This is a genomic window from Novosphingobium lentum NBRC 107847 (genome assembly GCF_001590965.1).
GTDB lineage: Bacteria > Pseudomonadota > Alphaproteobacteria > Sphingomonadales > Sphingomonadaceae > Novosphingobium > Novosphingobium lentum.
This window is the reverse complement of record NZ_BCTW01000009.1, coordinates 22,696-47,182: the sequence shown is the minus strand read 5'-3', so window position 1 is coordinate 47,182 and position 24,487 is coordinate 22,696. Positions and strand designations below refer to the sequence as shown.

Here is a 24,487-nt window from a genome sequence, read left to right as displayed (position 1 = left end):
TCGCGTAGTGGCAGCTCCCGCAGCCGGGAAGGACCGTTAAGCATGGCACGCAAGAAGATCGCGCTGATTGGCGCAGGCAATATCGGTGGGACTCTGGCCCACCTCGCCGCGCAGAAGGAACTGGGCGACATCGTCCTGTTCGACGTTGTCGAAGGCGTGCCGCAGGGCAAGGCGCTCGACCTGTCGCAGTGCGGACCCGTCGAAGGTTTCGACGCCAAGATCACGGGATCCAACGATTATGCCGATATCGCCGGCGCCGATGTCATCATCGTCACAGCGGGCGTAGCGCGCAAGCCGGGCATGAGCCGCGACGATCTGCTGGGCATCAATCTCAAGGTGATGAAGGCCGTCGGCGAGGGCATCAAGGCCAACGCTCCCGGCGCATTCGTCATCTGCATCACCAACCCGCTCGACGCGATGGTCTGGGCGCTGCGTGAATTCTCGGGCCTGCCGCACAACAAGGTGGTGGGCATGGCCGGCGTGCTCGACTCGGCGCGGTTCAGCCACTTCATCGCCGATGAATTCCAAGTGTCGGTGCGCGACGTGAACACGTTCGTGCTCGGCGGCCATGGCGACACGATGGTCCCGGTGGTGCGCTACTCCACCGTCAACGGCATCCCGGTGCCCGACCTGATCAAGATGGGCCTGTCTTCGCAGGACAAGATCGACGCCATCGTCAAGCGCACGCGCGGCGGCGGCGGCGAGATCGTCGCGCTGCTCGGCACCGGTTCGGCGTTCTATGCGCCTGCCGCCAGCGGCATCGCGATGGCCGAAGCCTATCTCAACGACCAGAAGCGCATCCTGCCGTGCGCCGCCTATGTCAGCGGCCAGTACGGGTTGAACGACCTGTATGTCGGCGTGCCGGTGATGATCGGTGCGGGCGGCGTGGAACAGGTGATCGAGATCGCGCTCGACGATGCCGACAAGGCCGGGCTGCAAGTCTCGGTCGATGCGGTCAAGGAACTGCTGGATGCCTGCAAGGCGATCGATGCCAGCCTGAACTGAAATCGCACGGCGTGCGTCCCCGCGAAAGCGGGGGCCTCGTTCGTTGCCGGAACTGCCTGAGGTCCCCGCCGTCGCGGGGACGCAATCCTCCCCCAGGAGCACTTTTGAATGTCGATTCTCGTCAACAAGCATACCAAGGTCATCACCCAAGGCATGACCGGCAAGACCGGCAGCTTCCACACCGAGGCCGCGCTGGCGTACGGCACGCAGATGGTCGCGGGCGTCACGCCGGGCAAGGGCGGAACCACGTTCCTCAACCTGCCGCAGTTCGACACGGTCGCCGAAGCCAAGGCCGTCACCGGTGCCACCGCCAGCTGCGTCTACGTGCCGCCTGCCGGCTGCGCCGATGCCATCCTCGAGGCGATCGATGCCGAAATCGAACTGATCGTCGCGATTACCGAAGGCGTTCCGGTGCTTGACATGGTCCGCGTGAAGCGGGCGCTGACCGGCTCCAAGTCGCGCCTGATCGGGCCCAACTGCCCCGGCGTGCTGACCCCCAACGAATGCAAGATCGGCATCATGCCGGGCTCGATCTTCTCCAAGGGCACCGTCGGCGTCGTCTCGCGTTCGGGCACGCTGACCTATGAAGCCGTGCATCAGACGACGATGGCGGGCCTGGGCCAGACCACGGCTGTTGGCATCGGCGGCGATCCGGTCAACGGCACCAACTTCATCGACATGCTCGAGCTGTTCCTGGCCGACGACGCCACGCACTCGATCATCATGATCGGCGAAATCGGCGGATCGGCCGAAGAAGAAGCGGCACAGTTCCTCAAGGACGAAGCCAAGCGCGGGCGCAAGAAGCCGATGGTCGGCTTCATCGCCGGGCTGACCGCCCCCCCAGGCCGCCGCATGGGCCACGCCGGCGCGATCGTTTCGGGCGGCCAGGGCGGCGCCGAGGACAAGATCGCGGCGATGGAAGACGCGGGCATCCGCGTCTCGCCCTCGCCTTCGGAATTGGGCACCACGCTGGCGGCGTTGCTGAAAGAGTTGGTGTGATTGAACGCCCGACCACCCTTGCGTCCCCGCGAAGGCGGGGACGTCGGGCGGTCGGGAGGGTATTCGGTTAGGGCCTGAGTCCCCGTATTCGCGGGGGAGCAGGTGCAGGATTGAGGGAACCGGGCGTTGAAGCCAGGCTACGTCTATCTCCTGATCAACAAGCCTAACGGTGTTTTATACATTGGCGTTACCGACGATCTGTCCAAACGGATCGCACAGCATCGTTCACGCGAGGTCGCCGGCTTTTCAAAGCGCTACAATTGTGCGCGGCTGGTGTGCTTCGAGGGTTTCGACGACATCCACGATGCGCGCCAGTTCGAGGTTCGCATGAAAAAGTGGAACCGGGGCTGGAAGTTACGGCGGATTGCCGGTCAGAACCCCGATTGGCGGGACCTGACCGACACGCTGCCAGTTTGAGTTAATCATATCCCGGCCAAGGCGGGGAAACAAAACAAGCTGCGTCCCCGCGAAGGCGGGGACCTCGGTCGGCGCGAGGGACTTTCCCCGGTTCGACCCCCAGGCACGAGGTCCCCGCCTTCGCGGGGACTCAGGATTGGACCGAGATCATGGGCCAGGAATTGCACGACTTCACCGCTCCCGAATCGGGCAACGAGGCGCAGGATGCGCCGCAGCCCGGCCCGTCGTGGCAGAGCGCGCGCTGGCCGTTGATGGATGCCGGCGCCGACGATGATCTGACCGCCGCGCTCGATCCGATGGCGATGAAGCTGGCGATCGCCGCCGCGGTGAAGGACACCGGCGCGCCCGCGCTGTCCGAAGCCGCGATGGAGCAGGCCGCGTCGGATTCGATCCGCGCGATGATGCTGATCCGCACCTATCGCGTGCGCGGGCACCTTGCCGCCGATCTCGATCCGCTGGGGCTGTCGCACCAGAAGATCCCGGCCGATCTTTCGCCCGAATACCACGGCTTTGCCGGCGCCGCGCTCGATCGCAAGGTGTTCATGGGCGGCACGCTGGGGCTTACCTGGGGCACCGTGCGCAATCTGGTCGAGATCCTGCGCGCCAACTATTGCGGCAAGGTCGGCCTTGAATACATGCACATCGCCGACGTCGAGGAACGCCGCTTCCTGCAGGAGCGGATGGAAGGCGCGGACAAGACCATCGACTTCACGCCCGAGGGCAAGAAGGCGATCCTCGCCGCCGTGATCCGTGGCGAACAGTACGAGAAGTTCCTCGGCAAGAAGTACGTCGGCACCAAGCGGTTCGGGCTCGACGGCGGCGAATCGATGATCCCCGCGCTCGAGGCGATGATCAAGTACGGCGGCGCGCAGGGCGTGAAGGAGATCGTCTATGGCATGGCCCACCGTGGCCGCCTGAACGTGCTCGCCAACGTCATGGCCAAGCCCTACCGCGTGATCTTCCACGAATTCTCCGGCGGCAGCGCCAACCCCGACGATGTCGGCGGTTCGGGCGACGTCAAGTACCACCTCGGCACGTCGACCGACCGCGAGTTCGACGGGATCAAGGTGCACATGTCCCTCGTGCCCAACCCCAGCCACCTCGAGGCGGTGAACCCGGTGGTGCTGGGCAAGGTCCGCGCGACGCAGGCGCTGCGTGACGATATCGGCGACGAGACCAGCGACGGCATCCCCGGCGACGTGGCGCGCGGCAAGCACCAGCAAGTGCTGCCCGTGCTGATCCACGGCGACGCGGCGTTCGCGGGGCAAGGCATCGTGTGGGAATGCCTCGGCTTTTCGGGCGTGCGCGGGTACAACACCGGCGGGACGATGCACTTCGTCATCAACAACCAGATCGGCTTCACCACCAGCCCGCAGTTCGCGCGCAGCTCGCCCTATCCGTCCGACGTGGCCAAGGGTGTGCAGGCGCCGATCCTGCACGTCAACGGCGACGATCCCGAGGCGGTGACGTTCGTGTGCAAGCTGGCGATCGACTACCGCCAGAAGTTCGGCCGCGACATCGTGATCGACATGTGGTGCTACCGCCGCTTCGGCCACAACGAGGGCGACGAGCCCAGCTTCACCCAGCCGCTGATGTACGCCAAGATCCGCGCGCATCCCCCGGTCAGCGCGATCTATGCCGGGCGGCTGGTGGCGCAAGGCGTGATCGACAAGAACTGGGCGGGCGAGAATGCCGACCGCTTCGTCGGGCTGCTCGAACAGGAATTCCAGGGCGCGGCCAGCTACAAGCCCAACGAGGCGGACTGGTTCGCCGGGCGCTGGAGCGGGCTGAACAAGCCGGCCGACCCGGTCGGCGCTCGTCGCAACGTGCCCACCGGCATCGACCGCAAGCTGTTCGACAGCCTGGGCCGCACGCTGACCACGGTGCCCGCCGACCTCACCATCCACAAGACGCTGACGCGCGTGATCGACGCCAAGCGCGAGATGTTCGCCAGCGGCATGGGCTTCGACTGGGCGACGGGCGAGGCGCTGGCGTTCGGCAGCCTCGTCACCGAAGGGTTCGGGGTGCGCCTGTCGGGCCAGGATTCGGGGCGCGGCACGTTCAGCCAGCGCCACGCGGTGTGGGTCGATCAGACCGACGAGCATCGCCACGTTCCGTTGAAGACGCTGCCGCACGGGCATTTCGAGGTGCTGGACAGCCCGCTCAGCGAATTCGGCGTGCTCGGCTTCGAGTATGGCTATGCGCTGACCGATCCCAAGTCGCTGGTGCTGTGGGAAGGCCAGTTCGGCGATTTCGCCAACGGCGCGCAAGTGATCATCGACCAGTTCATCGCGGCGGGCGAGGCCAAGTGGCTGCGCGCCAACGGCCTCGTGCTGCTGCTGCCGCATGGCTATGAAGGGCAAGGCCCGGAACACAGTTCGGCGCGGCTCGAACGGTTCCTGCAACTGTGCGCGCAGGACAACATGCAGGTGTGCAACATCACCACCCCGGCAAACTATTTCCACGTGCTGCGCCGGCAGATGCACCGTCCGTTCCGCAAGCCGCTGGTGATCATGAGCCCCAAGTCGCTGCTGCGCCATCCGATGGCCAAGAGCGCCTCGACCGATTTCATCGGCGACGGGCATTTCATGCGCATCCTGTCCGATCCGACCCCGCCCGCCGACAAGGACACCAAACGGCTGGTGCTGTGTTCGGGCAAGGTCGCCTACGACCTGATCGAGGCGCGCAATGCGGCGGGCATCACCGACACGCAGATTGTGCGGATCGAGCAACTGTATCCGTTCCCCGAGGAAGCGCTGGAAATCCGCCTGGCGCGGATGACCAACCTCGAACACGTGGTGTGGTGCCAGGAAGAACCGCGCAACAACGGCGGCTGGTTCTTCGTCGAAGGCTGCATCGAGCAGGCGCTGACCGGGTCAGGCTCCAAGGTGAAGCGCCCGCGCTATGCCGGGCGCACCGCCTCGGCCTCGCCCGCCACCGGCCTCGCCAGCCGCCACGCCAGCGAGCAGGGCGCGCTGGTTGCCGATGCGCTGGGCCTGTCGGTGCGCGGCGAGATTCGCCGCCGCAAAAAAACCTAGCGTTTTCTCCATTCGTCCTGAGCTTGTCGAAGGACTGATTTTTCTTCTTCTGCTGTCCAACGTAAAAAGCAGTGCTTCGACAAGCTCAGCACGGACGGATTTGAGATCGGGAACTTACTAATGTCGAGCGAAGTCAAAGTGCCCACGCTGGGTGAATCGGTATCCGAGGCGACCGTCGGCCAGTGGCTCAAGCAGCCGGGCGAAGCGGTCAAGCTCGACGAGCCGATCGCCAGCCTCGAGACCGACAAGGTCGCGGTCGAGGTTACCGCTCCGGCCAACGGTGTGATGGGCGCGCAGCTGGTCAAGGAAGGCGAGACCGTGTCGGTCGGCGCGCTGCTGACCACGATCGAGGACGGCGTGGCGCCGGCGGGCAACGAGCCGATCGCCCCGCGCGACGAAAAGGCCCAGCCGCCCGCGTCGGACACGATGCCGCCCAAGGATGCGGCGCCGGCCCCGGCCCCTGCTCCCGCCGTCGCGTTCGACGCCGCCGCGCTCTCGCCCGCCGTGCGCCGTGCCGTGCTCGAACATGGGATCGACCCGGCCACCGTCACCGGCACCGGCAAGGATGGCCGCCTGACCAAGGAAGACGTGCTCGCCGCCGCCGGCCAGAAGCAGGAAATGGCCAAGCAGGCCGCGCCCGCCCCGGCGCCCGCACCCGTCGCCGCAGCCCCTGCCTCCGCCCCGTCCGCGCCTGCCACCGGTGGCGATCGCCGCGAGGAGCGCGTGCGGATGACGCGCCTGCGCCAGACCATCGCCAAGCGGCTGAAAAGCGCGCAGGACACCGCCGCGCTGCTCACCACGTTCAACGATGTCGACATGACCGCGGTCATGGCCGCGCGCGAGAAGTACAAGGACGTGTTCGAGAAGAAGCACGGCGTGAAGCTGGGCTTCATGAGCTTCTTCGCCAAGGCATCGTGCCTCGCGCTGAAGGACATCCCCAGCGTCAACGCGCAGATCGATGGTGAGGAAATCGTCTATTTCGATTACGTCGATCTGTCGGTTGCGGTTTCGGCCCCCAACGGGCTGGTCGTGCCGGTGGTGCGCAATGCCGACAAGCTGTCGTTCGCCGGGATCGAAAAGGCCATCGGCGACCTGGGCAAGCGCGCCAAGGACGGCTCGCTGACCATGGACGACATGAAAGGCGGCACCTTCACCATCTCCAACGGCGGCGTGTTCGGCGGACTGATGTCCACCCCGATCATCAATCCTCCGCAGTCGGCCGTGCTGGGCCTGCACCGCATCGAGGACCGCGCCGTGGTGCGCAATGGCGAGATCGTGATCCGCCCGATGATGTATCTGGCGCTCAGCTACGACCACCGCCTGATCGACGGGCGCGAAGCGGTGACCGCGTTGAAGACGATCAAGGAAGCGATCGAGGATCCGACGCGGCTGCTGATCGATTTGTGATAAAGCCGTGCGCCCCCGCGCAGGCGGGGGCCTCAGGCCGGCCACGGTCCGCATGAAGGCACGAGGTCCCCGCCTGCGCGGGGACGCAGGAGTTTGAAATGGCTGACTACGACTACGACGTCCTGATCATAGGTTCGGGCCCGGGCGGTTATGTCGCGGCGATCCGCGCGGCGCAGCTGGGGCTGAAGACCGCGTGCGTCGAAAGCCGCGAGACGCTGGGCGGCACCTGCCTCAACGTCGGCTGCATTCCGTCGAAGGCGCTGCTCCACGGCTCGGAATTCTTCGAGGAAGCGCACGATGGCACGCTGGCCAAGTTCGGGGTCAAGCTCGGCTCGGTCGAACTCGACCTGCCCGCGCTGCAGGGCGAAAAGGCGCTGGCGGTCAAGGAACTGACCGGCGGGATCGCGTTCCTGTTCAAGAAGAACAAGGTCACCTGGATCAAGGGCCGCGCCGCGTTCAAGGATGCACACACCGTCACCGTGGGCGATCAGACGATCACCGCGAAGAACATCGTCATCGCCACCGGATCGAGTGTGACCCCGCTGCCCGGCGTGGCGGTGGACAACGATGCGGGCGTCATTGTCGATTCAACCGGTGGACTGGCGCTCGATCGTGTGCCCGAACACATGGTGGTGATTGGCGGCGGCGTGATCGGGCTGGAGCTGGGCTCGGTATGGCGTCGGCTCGGTGCCAGGGTCACCGTCGTGGAATTCCTCGACCAGTTGCTGCCCGGCATGGACGGCGAAGTGCGCAAGGAAAGCGCCAAGCTGTTCAAGAAGCAGGGCATGGAGCTGCGCCTGTCGACCAAAGTCACCGGCGCGACCGTGTCCGGCGGCAAGGCCACGCTGACGCTCGAACCATCGGCAGGGGGCGCGGCAGAAACGCTGGAGGCCGACTGCGTGCTGGTGTCGATCGGGCGGCGTCCGAACACCGAGGGGCTGAACCTCGAAGCGATCGGGCTGGCCCCCAACAAGCGCGGGCAGATCGAGACCGACCACGATTTCCGCACCACGATCGACGGCGTGTGGGCGATCGGCGATGTCATCCCCGGCCCGATGCTGGCGCACAAGGCCGAGGACGAGGGCATCGCGGTGGCCGAAAACATCGCCGGGCTGACCGGCATCGTCAACCACGCGGTGATCCCCAGCGTGGTCTATACCATGCCCGAGATCGCCGGCGTGGGCCTGACCGAGGAAGCCGCGCGCGAGGCGGGTGACATCAAGGTCGGCAAGTTCCCGATGATGGCCAACAGCCGCGCCAAGACCAACCGCGAGACCGACGGTTTCGTCAAGGTGATCGCCGACGCCAAGACCGACAAAGTGCTGGGCGTGTGGATCATCGCCAGCGTGGCGGGCACGATGATCGCCGAAGCCGCGCTGGGCATGGAATTCGGCGCGACGTCGGAAGACATTGCCTACACCTGCCACGCGCACCCGACGCATGCCGAGGCGCTGAAGGAAGCGGCGATGGCGGTCAACGGCAAGCCGATCCACATCTGATCCCGCCCACCTGATCGTCGGCACCGGACCGCGCTGCCACCCCAGACCGGACGGACCGCCGTTTGCCACTGGCGCCCTGCCGTGGAACCCAAGTCCCGGTTCGCGGGTTGAGCCGCGACATGGGGACTGCGGGGCACAGGCAAACGATGCGAATGACGGAACAGCGGATCGGGCGACGCCCGGCGGTGCAAGCCGGTTTGGCAGCGCTTGGGCTGGCTGCGATCGCGCTGGCTGGCTGTTCTGACAAGACCCACGTCGGCGCCCCGCCCCGCGCCGACGATGCCATCGTGCTGTCGCCGCAGACATCGGTCATCGCGGTGCCGGTGCACGCCGACATTTCCGACCTGACCGCCGCGCTCGAACAGGCGATCCCGCGCACGCTGTGGACGATCGACAAGCCGGGGCAGACGTGCGTGCCGCCGCAGCACGTCAAGCTGCTGGGCATCAAGCTGAAGGTCACGCCCACGCTCCACTGCCGCATCGTCGGCCAGGTGACGCGCGGGCCGCTGACGGTCAGCGGATCGGGGCAGAACATCGTCGTGACCATGCCGATCCACGCCACGGTCAGCGCCAACGACGTCGGCGGCATCCTCAAGCGCGAGACCGCCACCGGCGATGCGCAAGTGCGCGCGGTGGTGAAGCTGGATCTGGCGCGCGACTGGTCGCTGGGCGGCAAGGTCGCCATCGCCTATGACTGGACGCGCGAGCCGGGGATCGATTTCCTCGGCCAGCGGATCGAGTTCACCAGCAAGGCCGACGCGAAGCTGCAGGGCGTGATCGCCAGACTGGAGCAGACGCTGCCGCGCGAACTGGCCAAGCTGCACTTCCATGAGAAAGTGGCGGACAGCTGGGCCAAGGCGTTCACCTCGCTCAAGCTCAACGATGCGCGTCCGCCGGTGTGGATGCGGTTGACGCCCAAGTCGCTGCGCTATGGCGGCTATGCCATCGAAGGCCGCGCGATCGTGCTGCGGCTGGGGATGGAGACGCTGACCGAGAGTTTCGTTGGCGATCGCCCGGCGGACCCCGAGCGCACGCCGCTGCCCCCGCTGGCAAAACTGAACGCCACGCCGGGCAAGCTGCTGTTCTACATCCCGGTCATGGCCGATTATCGCGAGCTGGAACCGGTGATCGAAAAGGCGCTGCGCAAGCGCGAGGCCCGCCCGTTCGAGGTGCCCGGCGTCGGCCCGGTCAACGCCAAGTTCGGCAAGGCGACGATCTATGGCACCCCTGGAAACGTGCCTGGCGCCGGGCGCATCGCGGTGGGGGTAACCTTCAGCGCGCAGGATGCGGCCGACCGGCTGGGCAAGTCGAGCGGCACCGTGTGGCTGACCGGCACCCCGGTCAACCCGGCGGGCACGCAACAGGTCTCGTTCGCCGATCTGGCGGTCAGCGGGGTGACCGACCGGACGGGCACCAACCTGCTGCTGCAGCTGGCCAACACCCCGGGCCTGTCGCAGACCATCGCCGACGCGCTCGCGCAGAACTTCGCGAAGGACTATAACGATCTGATGGGCAAGATCGGCCGCGCCATCGATGAAAAGCGCGAAGGCAACTTCGTGATCCGCGCACGGATCGACAACGTGCGCACCGGCTCGCTGAAGGCGGCGGGCCAGGGCCTGTACCTGCCGGTGTGGGGCACCGGCACCGCGTCGGTCGAACTCGACATGCGATGAGCGCCGCCGCCCTTCCCGCGATACTGCCGCATGCGCTGCCACTGGCCCTGCCCGCGATCGTCAACGTGGTCGATCTGGCGGGCATCGCGGTGTTCGCGTTGACCGGCGCGCTGCTCGCCGCGCGGCTGCGGCAGACGTTCGTGACCTGCGCGTTCTTCGCGCTGGTGACCGGCGTCGGCGGCGGATCGGTGCGCGACCTGCTGATCGGCGCGCCGGTGTTCTGGGTGCGCGATCCGTGGGTGGCGCCGGTGTGCCTGGCCACCGCGCTGGTCGCGTGGTTCTCCCCGCGCCGGTGGTGGGCGGTGGACGATGAAACCTACGGACTGCTCGACTGGGCCGACGCGCTGGGGCTGGCCGCCTATGCCGTGCTCGGCACCGCCAAGGCGCTGGGCTACGGCGTGGCGCCCGTCCCGGCGATGCTGATGGGGGTGATCACCGGCTGCGTCGGCGGGATCATTCGCGATGTGCTGGCGGGCCGTCCGTCGATCCTGATGCGGCCCGAATTGTACGTCACCGCTGCGGCACTGTCGGCCGGCCTGTTCGCGGGCGGGTTTGCACTGGGCCTGCCGCGCGGACTGGTGTGGCCGGTGGCAGCGCTGGCGGGCTTTGCCTTGCGCGGCGCGGCTATACGGTGGCGGCTGGCATTGCCCGCGTTTGGCGGCGGGGGATAGCGACGGGCCCCGCTCAGACGCGTGAAGAATACTCGCGCAACCGGGGTGCCGCAGCGTGCCGGAACCGGCCGATGCTGAGCAGCAGGGCGATGGCCACGATTGCCAGCAGTGGCGTTATCCAGTAGCCTAGCACTTCATGCGAACTGGTCGGCTGGCGCGTGGCCATCCCCAGCATCGCCCCGTCGCCGCCGACGAACAAGCCGGTCCGATCCGGCATGAACGGTTTCGCGGCGGCGATCAGCAGGAAGGTCACCACGAAAACCAGCCGTAGTCCGTCGAAGCCAAAGCTGGCCGATCGGCGCATTGCCCGGGCGACACGCGATCGCAGCAGCAGCCATGGCGAAGCCTCCACACCAGGAACCTGCGACTCGGGCTCATGGATGATATCGGCACCGAAGATCGTGAGCAGCGCCTTGGTGCTTTCCAGCGACGCCGGGTGCCCGGCCTCGATCCGTTGAATCGTTCGCGCGCTCAGGTCGGCGGCAGTGGCCGCTTCTTCTTGCGACATGGCCCGCGCCATCCGGGCCTCAACAAGCTTTGCTGGATCGATCTGCAAGTACGCCTCCTGTCATTCGTCAGGACAAATTGCGCACGGGGCGCCTGCTTGACCACGACATCTTCACGACAGCACATCACTTTTTGCAGATTAAGCAGAGAATCGGGTCGTTGCGGTGCCTCGACGCCTTGATCTGAGCCGACGTTAGCTACCCCATCGTCACCACCAGCTTGCCCACCGCCTCGCGGTTGGCGAGTTTGGCGATGGCGTCGCCGCCGCGTTCCAGCGGGAACGTCTCGGACACGCGCGGGGCGATCTTGCCGTCGGCGAGCAGGCGGAACAGTTCGGCGACATGCGCCGCGTTGGCCGCCGGATCGCGCGCGATGAAGCCGCCCCAGAACACGCCGCAGACATCGCACGATTTCAGCAGCGTCAGGTTCAGCGGCAGTTTGGCGATGCCCGCCGGGAAGCCGACGACCAGGAACCGCCCTTCCCACGCGATGGCGCGCAACGCGGCCTCGGAATACTCGCCGCCGACGATATCGTAGACCACGTTGGCGCCGTCGGCGCCGCAGGCGGCCTTGAACGCTTCGGTCAGGCTGCGCGCCTGGTCCTTGTCGAACGGTGGGCGGCCGTAGATCACCACTTCGTCCGCGCCCGCTTCGCGCGCGACTTGCGCCTTGACCTCGCTCGATACGGCGGCGACCACGCGCGCGCCCATCGCCTTGCCCAGTTCGATGCCCGAAAGCCCGACCCCGCCCGCCGCGCCCAGCACCAGCAGCGTGTCGCCCGCCTTGAGGTGGCCGCGGTCCTGCAACCCGTAGATCGTGGTGGCATAAGTCATCAGCAGCGACGCGCCGACCTCGAAGCTCACCCCGTCGGGCAGAGGAAACAGCCGCCCGGTCTCGACCGCGACCTTTTCGGCGAGCCCGCCATGGCCGGTCATCGCGATCACGCGGTCGCCGGCTTTCCAGCCGGAAACGCCCTCGCCCACGCTCTCGATCACGCCGGCGAATTCACCGCCCGGCGCGTAAGGGCGTTGCGGCTTGAACTGGTACATGTCGCGGATCATCAGCGTGTCGGGGAAGTTGATCGAGCAGGCTTTCACCGCGACCACCACTTCGCCCTTGCCCGCCACCGGATCGGCAATGTCGTCGAGCGTCAGCGTCTCGGGCCCGCCGACGGCATGCGTGCGCAGCGCCTTCATGCCGCGATCCCCGTACCCTGCGCCAAGAACGGCCGCGCCACTTTTGCACGTTGCTCGAACGCCGAGATCGCATCGCCGCGCGCCAGCGTGAGCCCGACCTCGTCGAGCCCGCCCAGCAGACAGGCCTTGCGGAACGGGTCGATCTCGAAGCTGAACCGGTCCTGGAACGGTGTGGTCACGCTTTGCGCTTCCAGATCGATGTGCACCGGATCGGTCTTCGCGACCTCCATCAACCGGTCGATCTCGTCCTGCGGCAGCGCCACGGTGAGGATGCCGTTCTTGAACGCGTTGCCCGAGAAGATGTCCGAAAAGCTCGGCGCGATCACCGCCTTGATGCCGAGGTCGAGCAGCGCCCACGCAGCGTGCTCGCGGCTGGACCCGCAGCCGAAATTGTCGCCCGCGATCAGGATCGGCGATCCGGCGAATTCGGCGCTGTCGAAGATGTTGTCGGGATCGGCGCGGATCGTTTCGAACGCGCCCTTGCCCAGTCCTTCGCGGCTGATCGTCTTCAGCCAGCGTGCGGGGATGATGACGTCGGTGTCGACGTTCTTGCGGCCGAACGGGATAGCCCGTCCATCGATCTGGTTTACCGGTTCCATGCCACCGCTATAGCGACGGCCACCGCCCGTGCAACGGGTGCCGATCGCCCGGCATTTGCGATCAATCGGTGTCGATCGGATCGAGCTTGGGCTTCCTGGCGCTTTCCGCACGTTCCTTGCGGCGCGAGGTGTAGAGCAGCGCGGCGGCGAGCGCGGCCGAACCGATGGCGGCCCCCGCCATGGCGGCGGCGCCGGTCCAGCTGGGCTTGTCGATCTTCTTGTTCACGAAAAACTCCTCTCAGGCACCAAAATTGGCCTGTTACCGCCGCATTGCAAGCGTCACGCGAGGAATATCCGCAACTCATCCCATCGTTCCTGCTTTTGCGCGAACGGTATGCGGCAATAGGCCGCGCTGCTCGACGGCAGGTCGATCAGCGCGAGGTCAACTGGGCGGCCAAGCTGGCGGCGACCGATGCGGGCGGCGGTGCCGCCGTTGAACGCCACCGCGCGCAACTGGGGCAGCGTGGCGACGAGGTCGGCCAGCGGGTTGGCGGCTATTTCGCGGATGGCGGTGTCGAGGCTGCCTGCGCGCCGCGCCGAGCCGACCACGTCCCACAACCCGATCCCGGCGGCGTCGAGCGCGGCCAGCCGTGCGGGATAATCGAGCGCGGCCACGTCCTGCCCGATCGCCCCGCCGGTCAACCGCCAGAACTCGTTCTGCGGATGCGCATAATACCGCGCCGCCGCCAGACTCGCCTCCCCCGGCAGGCTACCGAGGATGAGCAAGCGGGTGCGTGCGCTGGTGATGGGGGCGAACGAGGATTTGCGGGTGCTGATAGTGACTTACCCCCAATACCCCGCTCATCGTGAGCCTGTCGAAGGATCGTCCTTCACTTCAGCAACAGTAGAAAAAGAGCAGTCCTTCGACAAGCTCAGGACGGTCGGGATTGGGGATGGGCATACTCCGCTCTGGACAAGCAGGGTGATGGTGAGGCGAGATATGCCCTTCAAGCAGGCGCCTCGGCCGGCACGCCGCACGCCATGCAATAGCGGTAGAACGCCATCTTGCGCGCGTCGCAGCCGGCGCAGTGGTTGAACAGGGTCATGCCGCAGTGGACGCAGAAGTTGCTTTCCGCGCCGTCGGTGGTGGAGATCGGGCGGTCGCAGCCGGGGCATTGCTTGGCCGCCATCTTCTTGAACGCCTCGTCGTGGCTGACCAGCTTGCGGCGCTCGTCCTCGGCCTGCGCCTCGGCCGCCTGCCGCCGCGCGAGGTACGTACGCATGTTCTTGATCAGGAAATGCCCCGCCGCGAACGTCAGCACGATGCCCACGACATAGCGGACATAGCCACCGTAGCTGGGCAGGTACGGCACCAGTTCGACGAAGAACACGAACACCGCCGCCAGCACGAACCCGCGCATCAGCGGCCAGTAATCGGACCGGCGCTTCTTCACCACCAGCCACGTCGCGACCAGCAGCATCGGCAGCGTGATCGCCAGTCGCAGCGCGAACACGCGCAGTTCCTGCCAGAACATCGCGCGTTCCTGCGCGGGGATGGCATCGGCGGACAGTTGCGACTGCTGCGCCAGCAGCGCGCTCTCGTGCTGGTTGAGCGGGACGCGTTCGTCCTCCAGCGCATCGATGGCCTGCTGGACCGCACGCTCACTGGCCTTGGCCTGTTCGAGCTGGCGGGTGCGGGCGAGCACTTCGGGGTCCTGCTGCGGATCGGTGGTGGCGGTGCGCGCGGCGATCCATGCTGCAAAGGTTTCGCTGCCGGTCTGCGAGGCGCGCTGCGCCTGCGTCAGCTGCAGCTTGGCGATCTCCAGCTTGTCATCGATCTGGCCGCGCCGCGCGGCGATGGCGGTCAGGTCGCTGCGCAGCCGGACCATCTGCGGCGACGACGTGCTGACTTCGGGCACGACCTGCTGCTCGACCATCGGCAGATCGCCGATGACGAGGTTGCCCAGCCCGATGATGAAGCCGGCGAACACCAGCGACACCACCCACAGCACGATGCGATAGGCGCGTTCGGGCACGCGCACGCCTTTTACCAAGTCCATCGCCGTTCCCTCCGCCGCAACTCCAACGCAGGGGTAAGCCGCTCAGCCTACCGGGGCAAGCGCGCGCACGTCGGTAAGGTGGCCGGTGACCGCCGCCGCCGCCGCCATCGCCGGGCTAACGAGATGCGTGCGCGCTCCCGGGCCCTGCCGCCCGACGAAGTTGCGGTTGGACGTGCTGGCGCAGCGTTCGCCCGGCGGGACTTTGTCGGGGTTCATGCCCAGGCACGCCGAACAGCCCGGCTCGCGCCATTCCAGCCCGGCGTCGGTGAACACTTTGTCCAGCCCTTCCGCCTCGGCCTGGCGCTTGACCAGGCCCGATCCGGGCACGACGATCGCCCACTTGACGTTGGCCGCCTTGTGCCGCCCGCGCAGCACGTCGGCGGCGGCGCGCAAGTCCTCGATCCGGCTGTTGGTGCAGCTGCCGATGAACACGTTCTGGACCTCGACTGCGTCCATCCGCTGCCCCGGCTCCAGCCCCATGTAGGCGAGGCTGGCGCGCGCGGCGTCCTGCTTGGACGGGTCGGCAAAGCTTTCCGGCGCGGGGACCACGCCGTCGATCGGCACGACGTCCTCGGGGCTGGTGCCCCAGGTCACGGTGGGCAGAATGGTGGCGGCGTCGATCGTCACCGACTTGTCGAACGTCGCGCCGGGATCGGTGGCAAGGCTGTCCCACCAAACCACCGCCGCATCCCAATCCGCACCCGTGGGCGCGTAAGGGCGGCCCTTGAGGAACGCGTAGGTCGTGGCGTCGGGCGCGATCAGGCCGGCGCGCGCGCCGCCCTCGATGCTCATGTTGCACACCGTCAGCCGGCCCTCGATGCTCATGTCCTCGAACACCTTGCCGCGATATTCGATGACGTGACCGGTGCCGCCCGCCGTGCCGATCACGCCGATGATGTGCAGGATCAGATCCTTGGGCGTGATGCCGGACGAAAGATCGCCCTCGACGCGCACTTCCATGGTCTTGGACGGCGTGAGCTGCAGCGTCTGCGTGGCCAGCACGTGCTCGACCTCGCTGGTGCCGATGCCGAACGCCAGCGCGCCCATGCCGCCGTGGCAGGCGGTGTGGCTGTCACCGCAGACGATCGTCGCGCCGGGCAGCGAGAAGCCCTGCTCGGGCCCGACGACGTGGACGATGCCCTGCTCGGCATCGGTCGCGCCGATGTAGCGGATGCCGAATTCGGGCGCGTTGCGGGTCAGCGCGGCGAGTTGCGCGGCGCTTTCGGCGTCGGCGATGGGCAGCGGGTTGCCCGCCGCGTCAAGGCGCGCGGTGGTCGGCAGGTTGTGGTCGGGCACCGCCAGCGTCAGATCGGGGCGGCGGACGGTGCGGCCCGATGTGCGCAGCGCCTCGAACGCCTGCGGGCTGGTCACTTCGTGCACGAGATGCCGGTCGATGTAGAGCAGGCAGGTGCCATCGTCGCGCGTTTCGACGACGTGCGCGTCCCAGATTTTCTCGTACAGCGTGCGCGGCATATCCGCTTTGGATGGGCTGGTCATAACAGCCGGTTAGGCGCGCCCACTTACGTTTTCAAGCAGGAATGGGCGCGCCGGGAGCCGCCGGGACGCAATCTTGTTGCGCCCCGGCGAAAGATTTACCCGCGCCAGTTGTTCCAGTCGCGACGCTCCATGCGCAGCGACTGGCGCACGCGGTTCACGCGGGTCTGCAGTTGCGCCACTTCGCCGCGATCGAGCCCGTTGCGGGCATAGGCGTTGAACGTGGCGCGGATCTGGTTGCTGTCGCGGCGCAGGCCGTAGGCTTCGCGCGGGGAAATCGTGCGGTTGGACTGGGCACGGGCGATGGCGTTGTCGAGCGCCCAGATATCGGCGCGGATCTGGTTGTTGCGCGCCGGCGTCATCTGCCAGCCGCCCCGGTCGTCGTCACGGTGGCGCCAGTCCTGCGCGGCGGCGGGGGTGGCGGCAATGCCGAGCATGAGCGCGGGAAGCATCGCGGCAAGAATCTGTTTACGCATCGTTTTTCTCCAATCAATGCATGGTTTGCGATGGCAGGAGAATGCCCGATGTGCAGGTACGGGTCCCTCTCGATTTGTAAGATTGTGTCGCGTCCGCCCGCGATGCGCTATGGTGGCGCGATGTCTGCCCAGCTTTCGATTCCGACCGCCATCGCGCTCACGCTGGGCGCCGCTGCGGCGATGGAACTGGTCGCCTGGGCCAGCCACAAGTACGTGATGCACGGGTTCGGCTGGGGCTGGCACCGCGACCACCACGAACCGCACGACCGCCTGCTCGAAAAGAATGACCGCTTCGCACTGGTCGGCGCCGCGCTGAGCATCGGCCTGTTCGCCAGCGGCAGCCCGCTGGTGCGCGGGCCTGCGGCGTGGGCGCCGGGCACGTGGCTGGGGCTGGGCGTGTTGTTCTACGGCGTGATCTATACGCTGGTGCATGACGGGCTGGTGCACCAGCGCTGGTTCCGCTGGGTGCCGCGCCGGGGCTATGCCAAGCGGCTGGTGCAGGCGCACAAGCTGCACCATGCGACCATCGGCAAAGCGGGCGGGGTCAGCTTCGGCTTCGTCATCGCGCGCGATCCCGCGGCGCTCAAGCGCGAACTGGCGGCGCAGAAGGCGGCAGGGATCGCGGTGGTGCGCGAGGCGGTGGAAGGATAGGCTATGAGCGAACTCTCTGCCTCAGACCAGATCGACGCGCGCATCCGCGAACTGGGCGACTGGCGCGGCGTCACGCTCGCCCGCATACGCGCGCTGATCCACGCGGCGGTGCCCGACGTGACCGAGACGTGGAAGTGGCGCGGCGTACCGGTGTGGGAACACGGCGGCATCCTCTGCACCGGCGAGACGTACAAGGCGGTGGTCAAGCTGACGTTCGCCAAAGGCGCAGCGCTCGACGATCCGGCGCGGCTGTTCAATTCCAGCCTGGACGGCAACACCCGCCGCGCGATCGATATCCACGAAGGCGGGGACATCGACGCTGAGGCGTTCCAGGCGCTGGTGCGTGGGTCGGCGGAGCTTAACGGATCGAAGAAAAAGCGCTGAGAATCCTGGCGTCGTCCCGGACTTGACCCGGGATCGCTGGCGGTCGGGCGCTTCACGGCCTGCGGTCCCGGATCAAGTCCGGGACGACGCTAGATTTCCGCCAGCCGCGCGGCGTGCTGTTTCACCAGCGCGATCATGTTGGGCACGCCTTGCGTGCGATTGGATGACAGCTGGTTCTTCAGATCGAACGGGCCAAGCGCCTTGGCGACGTCCATCGTCGCCACGTCCGCAGCGGCGCGGTCCTGCACCGCGGACAGCACCAGCGCGACGATGCCCTTGGTGATCGCGGCGTTGCTGTCGGCCAGGAAGTGCAATGTGCCCTGCCCCCCACGGCCTGCGTCGCTGGGCACCGGATAGACCCACACGCTGGCCGAACAGCCGCGCACCAGCGTGGCGTCGGTCTTCAGCGCATCGGGCATCGGCTCCAGCTCGCGGCCCAGCTCGATCAGCAGGCGATAGCGTTCGTCGCCGTCGAGGAAGAGGTATTCTTCGAGAATGTCGTCGAGAGGCCTCACCAGAAATCCGTCCACCCTGAGCTTGTCGAAGGGTCGCTCTTTACTGCCTGGCGTGGCGAAGTGAAGGACCGTCGTTGGCCTGCGGCCGCCTTCGGCTCGACAAGCTCAGGATGAGCGGACAAAATTTCAGAGGTCCACCCCGCTGGCGATCGCTTCCAGCTTGCGGATGCGTTCCTTGAGGTCGGCCATCTCGATCCGCGCCATGCCGGAGACTGGACCCGACAGGGGCGCGCCAGTGGACAGGCTGTCGCCGCGGCCATGCTCGATCTCGAGCCGCTTCAGCTGCAGCCAGTCGTGCCAGGCCCTGAGCAGCGTGGCGGCGATCACCCCCAGTCCGATCAGCGAAGCAGCGGCGATGACGAGGATTTCGGGGCTGGCGATTTCGGTGCTCATGCGAAGTCACTCCGGGTGAGAAGCAGGCGCGGCCTCAGCGGTCGCGCAGCGATTCGATTTCGTGGGCAAGGCGCTTGGTCTCGCGTTCATCGGTGACGATGCGTTCCAGCACCTCCAGCCGCTTGCGCAAGTCGACCACTTCGCGCTCCAGGTCCCGATTGGCCAACTCGCGGGTGTAGCCGCTGTCGGGCTGCGCGAACGGCTGCCGCGCGATGTCGCCGCCGGAAAGGTGGCGATGGCGGCGCATGTTGGCGAACACGACGATCGCGACGATGATGACGACAGCGTTCCAGAATCCCACGACGCATTCACTCCTGTGAGGTCAGAGCCCGATGGGCTCGCGGTTCAGTTGGCCGGTTCAGTTGACCGACGGCCGGTTCAATTGACCGAGGGCCAGTTCAATTCACCGACGGATCGCGCAAGCCTTCGATCTGCAGCGCGACGTCGGTGGATTTGTCGGTGGCGATGCGTTCGAGCACGCGCACCCGTTGTTCGAGCCGTTCGGACTGCGCGGCATATTGCGCGGCCTTTTCGGCGGTGTGTTGCGAAAGCAGTTCCAGCTCGCGCTCCTTGAACTGCAGGCGGCGCTTGTACACGTCGGAAAAGATCCCCAGCGTGATCGCCAGCCCGATCAGCAACGCGACAAACGCGAACATGTCTTCCGGGCTCATTGCCGTGTGCTCCCGTCCTTGATCGCAGCGGGCCGACCCGCGTCCTGGTTGCGCAGCGCCTCGATCCGGTCGCCCAGGCCATAGCCGCTGTCGGTCACGATGCGTTCGACATTGCCCAGCCGGTCCTTGATCGATCCGATCTCTGCCCGCAGAGCGGCGTTTTCCTGGCTGAGCAGCTTGACCCGCTCGGCCGCCTCGCTGCCCATACCGGGCTTGAGCGACTGGCCCCACATGCCCTCCAGCGGATAGCCGTGATGGATCTTGAGGCGCGTGGTGTAGATCCACCCGATCACGCCCGAGAACCCCATGACCAGCCCGCCGCCGATCAGCCATGGCAGCGTCGAGACAAAATCGCCACTCATTGCCGTGCGCTCCCGTTCTCGATCGACCTGGCATCGCGCAGCGCCTCGATCTGGGTGGCCACGTCGTAGCCTTTGTCGGTGACGATGCGTTCCAGCACCCGTACCCGTTCTTCCAGTTCGCGGCTGTGCGAGGCGTACTGCGCGGCCTTTTCGGCGCTCAGGCTGGCGGTCGCATTGACCTGCATTTCGACGATTTTCTGGCGATGGCTGGCCCACACCTTGGTGATGGGGATCATCATCGCAAAGATCGGGATCAACACCCAGATTGTATCCGGTCCCATGACCATTCCCCCTTGTGGATTGCTCAGCGCAGGCGGTCGATTTCGGCCGAAAGGCGCGGGTTGTTGCTGACGTAGAAGCTTTCCACATCGGCCAGGCGGCGATCGATGTCGCGGAACGAGGCGCGCACTTCGCGGGCGGTGCGGGCGGGCGACTGGCGCACACCCTGCCAGAACCGCTGTTCCTGCCGGTCGACGTACAAGTGCTGCGGCTTTTTCGAGGCCAGGAAGCCGATGGCGAAGTAGGCGCCAAGCAGGATCGGGCCGAGCGTGAACAGCAGCATGATGGTGGCCAGGCGAACCCAGACGGTATCGATCCCGGTGTAATCGGCGATCCCCGCGCAGACGCCCATCAGCTTGCCGTTGAGCTTGTCGCGGTAGAAGCGGGTGCGTTCGCTGTTCACTTCGATGTCCTCCTGGTGTCAGCCATCATGCGATCGATTTCGCGCAGCGGCTGATTGTCGACTTCGCGGTCGTGCATGATCCGCGGCGGCTTGAATTCGGGGTTGTCGGCGGAAACGAGGCGTTCGACGGTGTCCATCCGCTCATCGAGACGGCGGGCAAGCTGGTACAGCTCATCGAGCAGCGTCTCGTCGCCGGTGGTCAGCGTGGCGGCGGTTTTCCACTTGGTGATGTAGTGTAGTACGATCCACGGCAGCCCGATGAACAGGAACCCGCAGACGAATATGGGGATCAGGTCACCCATGGCTCAACCCTCCTTCGGTGCGGCGGAGCCGCTGTTCATTGCGGCCTTCATCGCTTCCAGCTCGTCGTCGATCACGTCGCCGCCCGAAAGCGCGGAGATCTGGTCGGCCAGGCTCGGCGTGGTCGAGCTGTCGGCCAGGCTCATCGCGTCGGCGCGGCCTTCGGCATAATCGACCCGGCGTTCGAGCTGGTCAAAACGGGCCATCGCTTCATCGACACGCTCGGTCGACAATAGCGTGCGGAGTTTGACGCGGTTCTCGGCGCTTTCGAGCCGGGCGGCGATCGCGGTCTGGCGGCTGCGGGCTTCGCGCAGGCGGTTCTGCAGCTTCTCGATGTCGAGTTCGTACGCGCGCAGCGCATCGTCGAGCACGGTGATCTCGGCCTTCAGCTGGTCGGCCATGTCGGCCGCCTTCTTCTTCTCGACCAGCGCGGCGCGGGCCAGATCCTCGCGGTCCTTGCTCAGCGCGAGCTGCGCCTTGTCCGCCCAGTCGGCTTGCAGCCGGTCGAGCTTGACCGTGTGGCGGTGCATTTCCTTCTGATCGGCGATGGTGCGGGCGGCGCTGGCGCGCACTTCGACCAGCGTTTCCTCCATTTCGAGGATGATCATCCGGATCATCTTCGAAGGATCGTCTGCTTTGTCAAGCAAGTCATTGAAATTGGCGGCAATGATATCGCGGGTGCGCGAAAAGATGCCCATGAACTGAACTCCGCTGGTGAAAGAACGACCGGAACCGAAAGCGCCGTTCTGGCGCGAACCGGCGTTGGTGCGCAAGGCTTCGACTTCCTCGTCGAAGCGCGAGGAACGGCGGCCCCGCGCTGAACCGGGCCCGGGACCGAGGGGGGTGAGCTCCTCGCTCACGCCAGCTCGCCGGTGATCGCCGCACTGGATGCCAGCAACGCCGGCTGGGCGCGCAACTGGTGGGTCAGGGCAACACCATTCATCGCCGCCATCGCCAGGATGCTGGCAAGCGCTGCGCGGCCGAGCGTGGTCGAGAAGAAAGGGCGGGTGGTCATGATCGGTCTCCGTGATCTGGTTGTTCATGATATAGCAAGGCGTGTGCCAACTGCCGCGAGCGGCGCATTTCCGCCAATTTCGGCGTTGCGGCGGACAAATTCAATGGTGTCTATTGCCCAACATTGGGAAATTCCGCTATGAGTTGGGCCGGATCGCGGCGTTGGACTCGGGGTGTCAGGCATGGATCGTGAAGTCCAGTTCATCGGCCAGTCGGGCGCGTTCCTCGATGCGGTCGAGCGCGCCAGCCGCGCCGCGCCGATGCGCCGCCCAGTGCTGGTCATCGGTGAGCGCGGCACGGGCAAGGAACTGATCGCCGAACGCCTCCACCGCCTGTCCACGCGCTGGGACGAACCGCTGGTCACGCTCAACTGCGCGGCGCTGCCCGAAACGCTGATCGAGGCCGAACTGTTCGGGCATGAAGCCGGCGCGTTCACCGGCGCCACCCGCGCGCGCGTCGGCCGGTTCGAGGAAGCCGACAAGGGCACGCTGTTCCTCGACGAACTCGCCACGCTGTCGATGGGCGCGCAGGAGCGCCTGCTGCGCGCGGTCGAATACGGCGAAGTCACGCGCATCGGGTCATCGCGTCCGATCCACGTCGATGTACGCATCGTCGCCGCGACCAACGAGCACTTGCCCAAGCTGGCCGAGGAAGGCCGCTTTCGCCCCGACTTGCTCGACCGGCTGAGCTTCGAGGTCATCACCCTGCCGCCGCTGCGCTTCCGCGAGGGCGATGTCGGCGTGCTCGCCGAATATTTCGGGCGGCGGATGGGCGCGGAGATCGGCTGGGATGCGTGGCCGGGCTTTGCCCCGCATGTCGCGCAGGCGATGGAGGACCACCCCTGGCCCGGCAACGTGCGCGAACTGCGCAACGTGATCGAACGCGCGGTGTACCGCTGGGACGATCCATACAACGCGATCGCGCACATGCAGTTCGATCCGTTCGAATCGCCGTGGCGACCCGGTGCAGCGGCGCCGGTGGCGTCCCCTGCCCCGCCCCCTGCGAACGAGAACCGCGCGCCTGCCCACACGGCCGCCGCCCCCGCACCGGCACACCACTTCGACGGCGTGGCCGACTTGCGCGGCGCGGTCGATGCGCACGAACGCGCGATCCTGGTCCATGCGCTGGGCAAGCACCGCTACAACCAGCGCCACACCGCCAAGGCGCTGAGCCTCACTTACGACCAGCTGCGCCACTGCCTGAAGAAGCACGGGCTGATGGAGCGCGCGGGGGGCTGATGGCGTCGTCCCGGGCTTGACCCGGGACCGGTGGCCGGGTTGCGCCAGTTGGCCAGCGGTCCCGGATCAGGTCCGGGACGGCGCAACACCCCTAGGCCTTTGCGCCGCCGCGCCCTAAGCACTCCCACGATGGCGCTCGACCGGCTGACCCTGCAGAATTTCCGCAACCACGCGGCCACGCGGCTGGCCGATACACGTGGCTTCAACGTGCTGGTGGGCGAGAACGGCGCGGGCAAGACCAACGTGCTGGAGGCGCTGTCGCTGTTCGCACCGGGACGCGGGTTGCGGCGCGCGCAGGCCGCGGAAATGGCCGGGCGAACCAACGGTGACGTTGTACCGGCCAGCGGATTTTCGGTCGCGGCAGAGCTGGAGAACGGCGCGGTGGTGCTGTCCACCGCCACGCTCGCCTCCGCGCCCAACCGCCGGATGGTGCGGATCAACGGCGCGGAAGGCCCGGCGGCGCGGTTGGGCGAATGGCTTTCGATCAACTGGCTGACCCCGGCGATGGACCGCCTGTTCGCCGAAGGACCGGGCGCGCGGCGACGCTTCCTCGACCGCATGGTGCTGGCGCGCGACCCCGGCCACGCGCGGCTGTCGGCGCGCTACGAGACCGCGCTGCGCGAACGCAACCGCCTGCTGTCCGAACCGGCCGAGCCCGACCCGGCGTGGCTCGATGCGCTGGAGGTGCAGCTGGCGGAATGCGGCGCGGCGATCGGCACGGCGCGCGCCGGGCTGGTCGCGGCGCTGACCGCCGTGCTGGCGACCCAGCCCGAGCACCCGTTCGCGCGGCCGCTGCTGGTCTATGCCGGTGACGTGGTGCCCGACGAGGCCGCCTTGCGCAGCGCCCTGCGCGCCGGACGGCGGCGCGAACGCGCGGCGGGGCGGACGCTGGCGGGGCCACACCGCGATGACCTGGTCGTCACGCTCGCCGCCAAGGCCGCGCCCGCCGCCGATTGCTCGACCGGTGAACAGAAGGCGATGCTGATCGCGATCGTGCTGGCGCATGCCGGGCTGGCCCATGCGGAGCCTTCAGCCGACAGTCGCCAGCGCCTGCTGCTGCTCGACGAGATCGCCGCGCACCTCGATCCGCTGCGCCGCGCCGCCTTGTTCGACCGGCTGCGCGACAGCGGCGCGCAAGTGTGGATGACCGGGACGGAGATCGCCCCGTTCGCGGACATCGCGGGCGAGGCGGCGGTGTGGCGCGTGGCGGATGGGCAGGTGGAGCGGGTGTGAAGCTCGTTGGATAAGCCACCCCTCCCCGCTCATGTCGAGCGTCGTCGAGACACGTTCAGTTGT

Annotated in this window: 30 protein-coding genes; 12 read left to right on the top strand and 18 right to left on the bottom strand. The window is 67.0% G+C overall.

All coding sequences use genetic code 11. From position 1 onward, the window contains the following. Window positions 1-42 precede the first annotated feature (42 nt). From mdh to NL2_RS09465, 8 genes are all read left to right on the top strand, one after another. Window positions 43-1,005, top strand: a complete 963-nt coding sequence (gene mdh / locus NL2_RS09500) for a malate dehydrogenase (RefSeq protein ID WP_068074108.1) — start codon at window positions 43-45, stop codon at window positions 1,003-1,005. A 108-nt stretch (window positions 1,006-1,113) separates the two neighbouring features. Continuing rightward, entirely contained in the window at window positions 1,114-2,004 is an 891-nt protein-coding gene (gene sucD, locus NL2_RS09495) for a succinate--CoA ligase subunit alpha (protein ID WP_068074106.1), read from the top strand. Window positions 2,005-2,130: 126 nt separating this feature from the next. Next, complete coding sequence (locus NL2_RS09490) at window positions 2,131-2,421, top strand: GIY-YIG nuclease family protein (protein ID WP_068074104.1); 291 nt, start codon at window positions 2,131-2,133, stop codon at window positions 2,419-2,421. A 149-nt stretch (window positions 2,422-2,570) separates the two neighbouring features. Then, window positions 2,571-5,459: a 2-oxoglutarate dehydrogenase E1 component gene (locus NL2_RS09485; protein WP_068074102.1), complete on the top strand. Its 2,889-nt coding sequence runs from the start codon at window positions 2,571-2,573 to the stop codon at window positions 5,457-5,459. A gap of 120 nt (window positions 5,460-5,579) precedes the next feature. Further along, complete coding sequence (odhB, locus tag NL2_RS09480; RefSeq protein ID WP_068074100.1) at window positions 5,580-6,866, top strand: 2-oxoglutarate dehydrogenase complex dihydrolipoyllysine-residue succinyltransferase; 1,287 nt, start codon at window positions 5,580-5,582, stop codon at window positions 6,864-6,866. Window positions 6,867-6,964: 98 nt separating this feature from the next. Further along, a complete protein-coding gene (lpdA, locus tag NL2_RS09475; protein WP_068074098.1) occupies window positions 6,965-8,365 on the top strand; it encodes a dihydrolipoyl dehydrogenase in 1,401 nt (466 codons plus the stop codon). 152 nt (window positions 8,366-8,517) lie between these two features. Further along, window positions 8,518-10,038 (top strand): DUF4403 family protein, encoded by a 1,521-nt coding sequence (locus NL2_RS09470; RefSeq protein ID WP_068074096.1) that lies wholly within the window; start codon window positions 8,518-8,520, stop codon window positions 10,036-10,038. After that, window positions 10,035-10,709, top strand: a complete 675-nt coding sequence (locus NL2_RS09465; protein WP_068074094.1) for a trimeric intracellular cation channel family protein — start codon at window positions 10,035-10,037, stop codon at window positions 10,707-10,709. The genes NL2_RS09470 and NL2_RS09465 overlap by 4 nt, the downstream gene beginning before the upstream one ends. Before the next feature lie 13 nt (window positions 10,710-10,722). On the opposite strand, the gene NL2_RS09460 is transcribed toward NL2_RS09465, so the two are convergent. From NL2_RS09460 to NL2_RS09430, 8 genes are all read right to left on the bottom strand, one after another. After that, window positions 10,723-11,265, bottom strand: coding sequence for a helix-turn-helix domain-containing protein (locus tag NL2_RS09460; protein WP_157083125.1), 543 nt, complete (start codon window positions 11,263-11,265; stop codon window positions 10,723-10,725). A 148-nt stretch (window positions 11,266-11,413) separates the two neighbouring features. Beyond that, window positions 11,414-12,412, bottom strand: coding sequence for an NADPH:quinone oxidoreductase family protein (locus NL2_RS09455; RefSeq protein ID WP_068074090.1), 999 nt, complete (start codon window positions 12,410-12,412; stop codon window positions 11,414-11,416). Continuing rightward, the gene (gene leuD, locus NL2_RS09450; RefSeq protein WP_068074088.1) at window positions 12,409-13,011 is read right to left on the bottom strand and encodes a 3-isopropylmalate dehydratase small subunit; all 603 of its coding nucleotides are present in this window, start codon (window positions 13,009-13,011) and stop codon (window positions 12,409-12,411) included. The genes NL2_RS09455 and leuD overlap by 4 nt, the downstream gene beginning before the upstream one ends. A gap of 61 nt (window positions 13,012-13,072) precedes the next feature. Next, the gene (locus NL2_RS21425) at window positions 13,073-13,237 is read right to left on the bottom strand and encodes a hypothetical protein (RefSeq protein WP_169799501.1); all 165 of its coding nucleotides are present in this window, start codon (window positions 13,235-13,237) and stop codon (window positions 13,073-13,075) included. A 53-nt stretch (window positions 13,238-13,290) separates the two neighbouring features. Beyond that, entirely contained in the window at window positions 13,291-13,758 is a 468-nt protein-coding gene (locus NL2_RS09445) for a DNA-deoxyinosine glycosylase (protein WP_369405443.1), read from the bottom strand. Between the two features lie 200 nt (window positions 13,759-13,958). Then, the gene (locus NL2_RS09440) at window positions 13,959-15,011 is read right to left on the bottom strand and encodes a zinc ribbon domain-containing protein (protein WP_245647637.1); all 1,053 of its coding nucleotides are present in this window, start codon (window positions 15,009-15,011) and stop codon (window positions 13,959-13,961) included. 42 nt (window positions 15,012-15,053) lie between these two features. After that, window positions 15,054-16,484 (bottom strand): 3-isopropylmalate dehydratase large subunit, encoded by a 1,431-nt coding sequence (gene leuC, locus NL2_RS09435; RefSeq protein ID WP_068074380.1) that lies wholly within the window; start codon window positions 16,482-16,484, stop codon window positions 15,054-15,056. A gap of 119 nt (window positions 16,485-16,603) precedes the next feature. Further along, window positions 16,604-16,981, bottom strand: a complete 378-nt coding sequence (locus NL2_RS09430; RefSeq protein ID WP_157083124.1) for a hypothetical protein — start codon at window positions 16,979-16,981, stop codon at window positions 16,604-16,606. Between the two features lie 120 nt (window positions 16,982-17,101). Here NL2_RS09430 and NL2_RS09425 point away from each other — a divergent pair, with 120 nt between their 5' ends. Further along, window positions 17,102-17,632, top strand: a complete 531-nt coding sequence (locus tag NL2_RS09425; RefSeq protein WP_068074378.1) for a sterol desaturase family protein — start codon at window positions 17,102-17,104, stop codon at window positions 17,630-17,632. Window positions 17,633-17,635: 3 nt separating this feature from the next. Next, the gene (locus tag NL2_RS09420) at window positions 17,636-18,016 is read left to right on the top strand and encodes a DUF1801 domain-containing protein (protein ID WP_068074082.1); all 381 of its coding nucleotides are present in this window, start codon (window positions 17,636-17,638) and stop codon (window positions 18,014-18,016) included. Window positions 18,017-18,105: 89 nt separating this feature from the next. Here NL2_RS09420 and NL2_RS09415 read toward each other — a convergent pair whose 3' ends face one another. The 10 genes from NL2_RS09415 to NL2_RS21420 all read right to left on the bottom strand — a co-directional run bounded on the left by NL2_RS09415 (window position 18,106) and on the right by NL2_RS21420 (window position 21,954). Continuing rightward, window positions 18,106-18,531 carry a SufE family protein gene (locus NL2_RS09415; protein WP_068074080.1) on the bottom strand — a complete coding sequence of 142 codons (426 nt, stop codon included), beginning with the start codon at window positions 18,529-18,531 and terminating at the stop codon, window positions 18,106-18,108. A 126-nt stretch (window positions 18,532-18,657) separates the two neighbouring features. Continuing rightward, window positions 18,658-18,924, bottom strand: a complete 267-nt coding sequence (locus NL2_RS09410; RefSeq protein WP_068074078.1) for a hypothetical protein — start codon at window positions 18,922-18,924, stop codon at window positions 18,658-18,660. A 34-nt stretch (window positions 18,925-18,958) separates the two neighbouring features. After that, window positions 18,959-19,225, bottom strand: coding sequence for a hypothetical protein (locus tag NL2_RS09405; RefSeq protein WP_068074076.1), 267 nt, complete (start codon window positions 19,223-19,225; stop codon window positions 18,959-18,961). A gap of 97 nt (window positions 19,226-19,322) precedes the next feature. Then, the gene (locus tag NL2_RS09400) at window positions 19,323-19,595 is read right to left on the bottom strand and encodes a hypothetical protein (protein WP_068074074.1); all 273 of its coding nucleotides are present in this window, start codon (window positions 19,593-19,595) and stop codon (window positions 19,323-19,325) included. Continuing rightward, window positions 19,592-19,957, bottom strand: coding sequence for a hypothetical protein (locus NL2_RS09395; protein ID WP_068074072.1), 366 nt, complete (start codon window positions 19,955-19,957; stop codon window positions 19,592-19,594). The genes NL2_RS09400 and NL2_RS09395 overlap by 4 nt, the downstream gene beginning before the upstream one ends. Beyond that, complete coding sequence (locus NL2_RS09390) at window positions 19,954-20,238, bottom strand: hypothetical protein (RefSeq protein WP_068074372.1); 285 nt, start codon at window positions 20,236-20,238, stop codon at window positions 19,954-19,956. The genes NL2_RS09395 and NL2_RS09390 overlap by 4 nt, the downstream gene beginning before the upstream one ends. Before the next feature lie 23 nt (window positions 20,239-20,261). Then, window positions 20,262-20,639 carry an envelope stress response membrane protein PspC gene (gene pspC / locus NL2_RS09385; protein WP_068074070.1) on the bottom strand — a complete coding sequence of 126 codons (378 nt, stop codon included), beginning with the start codon at window positions 20,637-20,639 and terminating at the stop codon, window positions 20,262-20,264. Further along, window positions 20,636-20,941 (bottom strand): envelope stress response membrane protein PspB, encoded by a 306-nt coding sequence (gene pspB, locus NL2_RS09380; RefSeq protein WP_068074068.1) that lies wholly within the window; start codon window positions 20,939-20,941, stop codon window positions 20,636-20,638. The genes pspC and pspB overlap by 4 nt, the downstream gene beginning before the upstream one ends. A 3-nt stretch (window positions 20,942-20,944) precedes the next feature. Beyond that, on the bottom strand, window positions 20,945-21,799 hold the full coding sequence (pspA, locus tag NL2_RS09375; RefSeq protein WP_245647636.1) for a phage shock protein PspA: 855 nt from the start codon (window positions 21,797-21,799) through the stop codon (window positions 20,945-20,947). Beyond that, entirely contained in the window at window positions 21,796-21,954 is a 159-nt protein-coding gene (locus tag NL2_RS21420) for a hypothetical protein (protein ID WP_169799500.1), read from the bottom strand. Before NL2_RS21420 ends, pspA begins: the two co-directional genes overlap by 4 nt. 181 nt (window positions 21,955-22,135) lie before the next feature. Between NL2_RS21420 and pspF the strand changes: the two genes are divergently transcribed. Both pspF and recF read left to right on the top strand, forming a co-directional pair. Then, window positions 22,136-23,191 (top strand): phage shock protein operon transcriptional activator, encoded by a 1,056-nt coding sequence (gene pspF / locus NL2_RS09370; protein ID WP_068074066.1) that lies wholly within the window; start codon window positions 22,136-22,138, stop codon window positions 23,189-23,191. A 129-nt stretch (window positions 23,192-23,320) separates the two neighbouring features. Beyond that, the gene (gene recF / locus NL2_RS09365; RefSeq protein WP_068074064.1) at window positions 23,321-24,424 is read left to right on the top strand and encodes a DNA replication/repair protein RecF; all 1,104 of its coding nucleotides are present in this window, start codon (window positions 23,321-23,323) and stop codon (window positions 24,422-24,424) included. Window positions 24,425-24,487 lie beyond the last annotated feature (63 nt).

Bases quoted from the DNA above. Each gene is read 5' to 3' on its own strand.
- mdh (WP_068074108.1), top strand. From the start codon at position 43: ATGGCACGCAAGAAGATCGCGCTGATTGGCGCAGGCAATATCGGTGGG.
- sucD (WP_068074106.1), top strand. From the start codon at position 1,114: ATGTCGATTCTCGTCAACAAGCATACCAAGGTCATCACCCAAGGCATG.
- NL2_RS09485 (WP_068074102.1), top strand. From the start codon at position 2,571: ATGGGCCAGGAATTGCACGACTTCACCGCTCCCGAATCGGGCAACGAG.
- odhB (WP_068074100.1), top strand. From the start codon at position 5,580: ATGTCGAGCGAAGTCAAAGTGCCCACGCTGGGTGAATCGGTATCCGAG.
- lpdA (WP_068074098.1), top strand. From the start codon at position 6,965: ATGGCTGACTACGACTACGACGTCCTGATCATAGGTTCGGGCCCGGGC.
- NL2_RS09470 (WP_068074096.1), top strand. From the start codon at position 8,518: ATGACGGAACAGCGGATCGGGCGACGCCCGGCGGTGCAAGCCGGTTTG.
- NL2_RS09465 (WP_068074094.1), top strand. From the start codon at position 10,035: ATGAGCGCCGCCGCCCTTCCCGCGATACTGCCGCATGCGCTGCCACTG.
- NL2_RS09455 (WP_068074090.1), bottom strand. From the start codon at position 12,412: ATGAAGGCGCTGCGCACGCATGCCGTCGGCGGGCCCGAGACGCTGACG.
- leuD (WP_068074088.1), bottom strand. From the start codon at position 13,011: ATGGAACCGGTAAACCAGATCGATGGACGGGCTATCCCGTTCGGCCGC.
- NL2_RS09440 (WP_245647637.1), bottom strand. From the start codon at position 15,011: ATGGACTTGGTAAAAGGCGTGCGCGTGCCCGAACGCGCCTATCGCATC.
- leuC (WP_068074380.1), bottom strand. From the start codon at position 16,484: ATGCCGCGCACGCTGTACGAGAAAATCTGGGACGCGCACGTCGTCGAA.
- NL2_RS09430 (WP_157083124.1), bottom strand. From the start codon at position 16,981: ATGCGTAAACAGATTCTTGCCGCGATGCTTCCCGCGCTCATGCTCGGC.
- NL2_RS09425 (WP_068074378.1), top strand. From the start codon at position 17,102: ATGTCTGCCCAGCTTTCGATTCCGACCGCCATCGCGCTCACGCTGGGC.
- NL2_RS09420 (WP_068074082.1), top strand. From the start codon at position 17,636: ATGAGCGAACTCTCTGCCTCAGACCAGATCGACGCGCGCATCCGCGAA.
- NL2_RS09410 (WP_068074078.1), bottom strand. From the start codon at position 18,924: ATGAGCACCGAAATCGCCAGCCCCGAAATCCTCGTCATCGCCGCTGCT.
- NL2_RS09400 (WP_068074074.1), bottom strand. From the start codon at position 19,595: ATGAGCCCGGAAGACATGTTCGCGTTTGTCGCGTTGCTGATCGGGCTG.
- NL2_RS09395 (WP_068074072.1), bottom strand. From the start codon at position 19,957: ATGAGTGGCGATTTTGTCTCGACGCTGCCATGGCTGATCGGCGGCGGG.
- NL2_RS09390 (WP_068074372.1), bottom strand. From the start codon at position 20,238: ATGGGACCGGATACAATCTGGGTGTTGATCCCGATCTTTGCGATGATG.
- pspB (WP_068074068.1), bottom strand. From the start codon at position 20,941: ATGGGTGACCTGATCCCCATATTCGTCTGCGGGTTCCTGTTCATCGGG.
- NL2_RS21420 (WP_169799500.1), bottom strand. From the start codon at position 21,954: ATGACCACCCGCCCTTTCTTCTCGACCACGCTCGGCCGCGCAGCGCTT.
- pspF (WP_068074066.1), top strand. From the start codon at position 22,136: ATGGATCGTGAAGTCCAGTTCATCGGCCAGTCGGGCGCGTTCCTCGAT.
- recF (WP_068074064.1), top strand. From the start codon at position 23,321: ATGGCGCTCGACCGGCTGACCCTGCAGAATTTCCGCAACCACGCGGCC.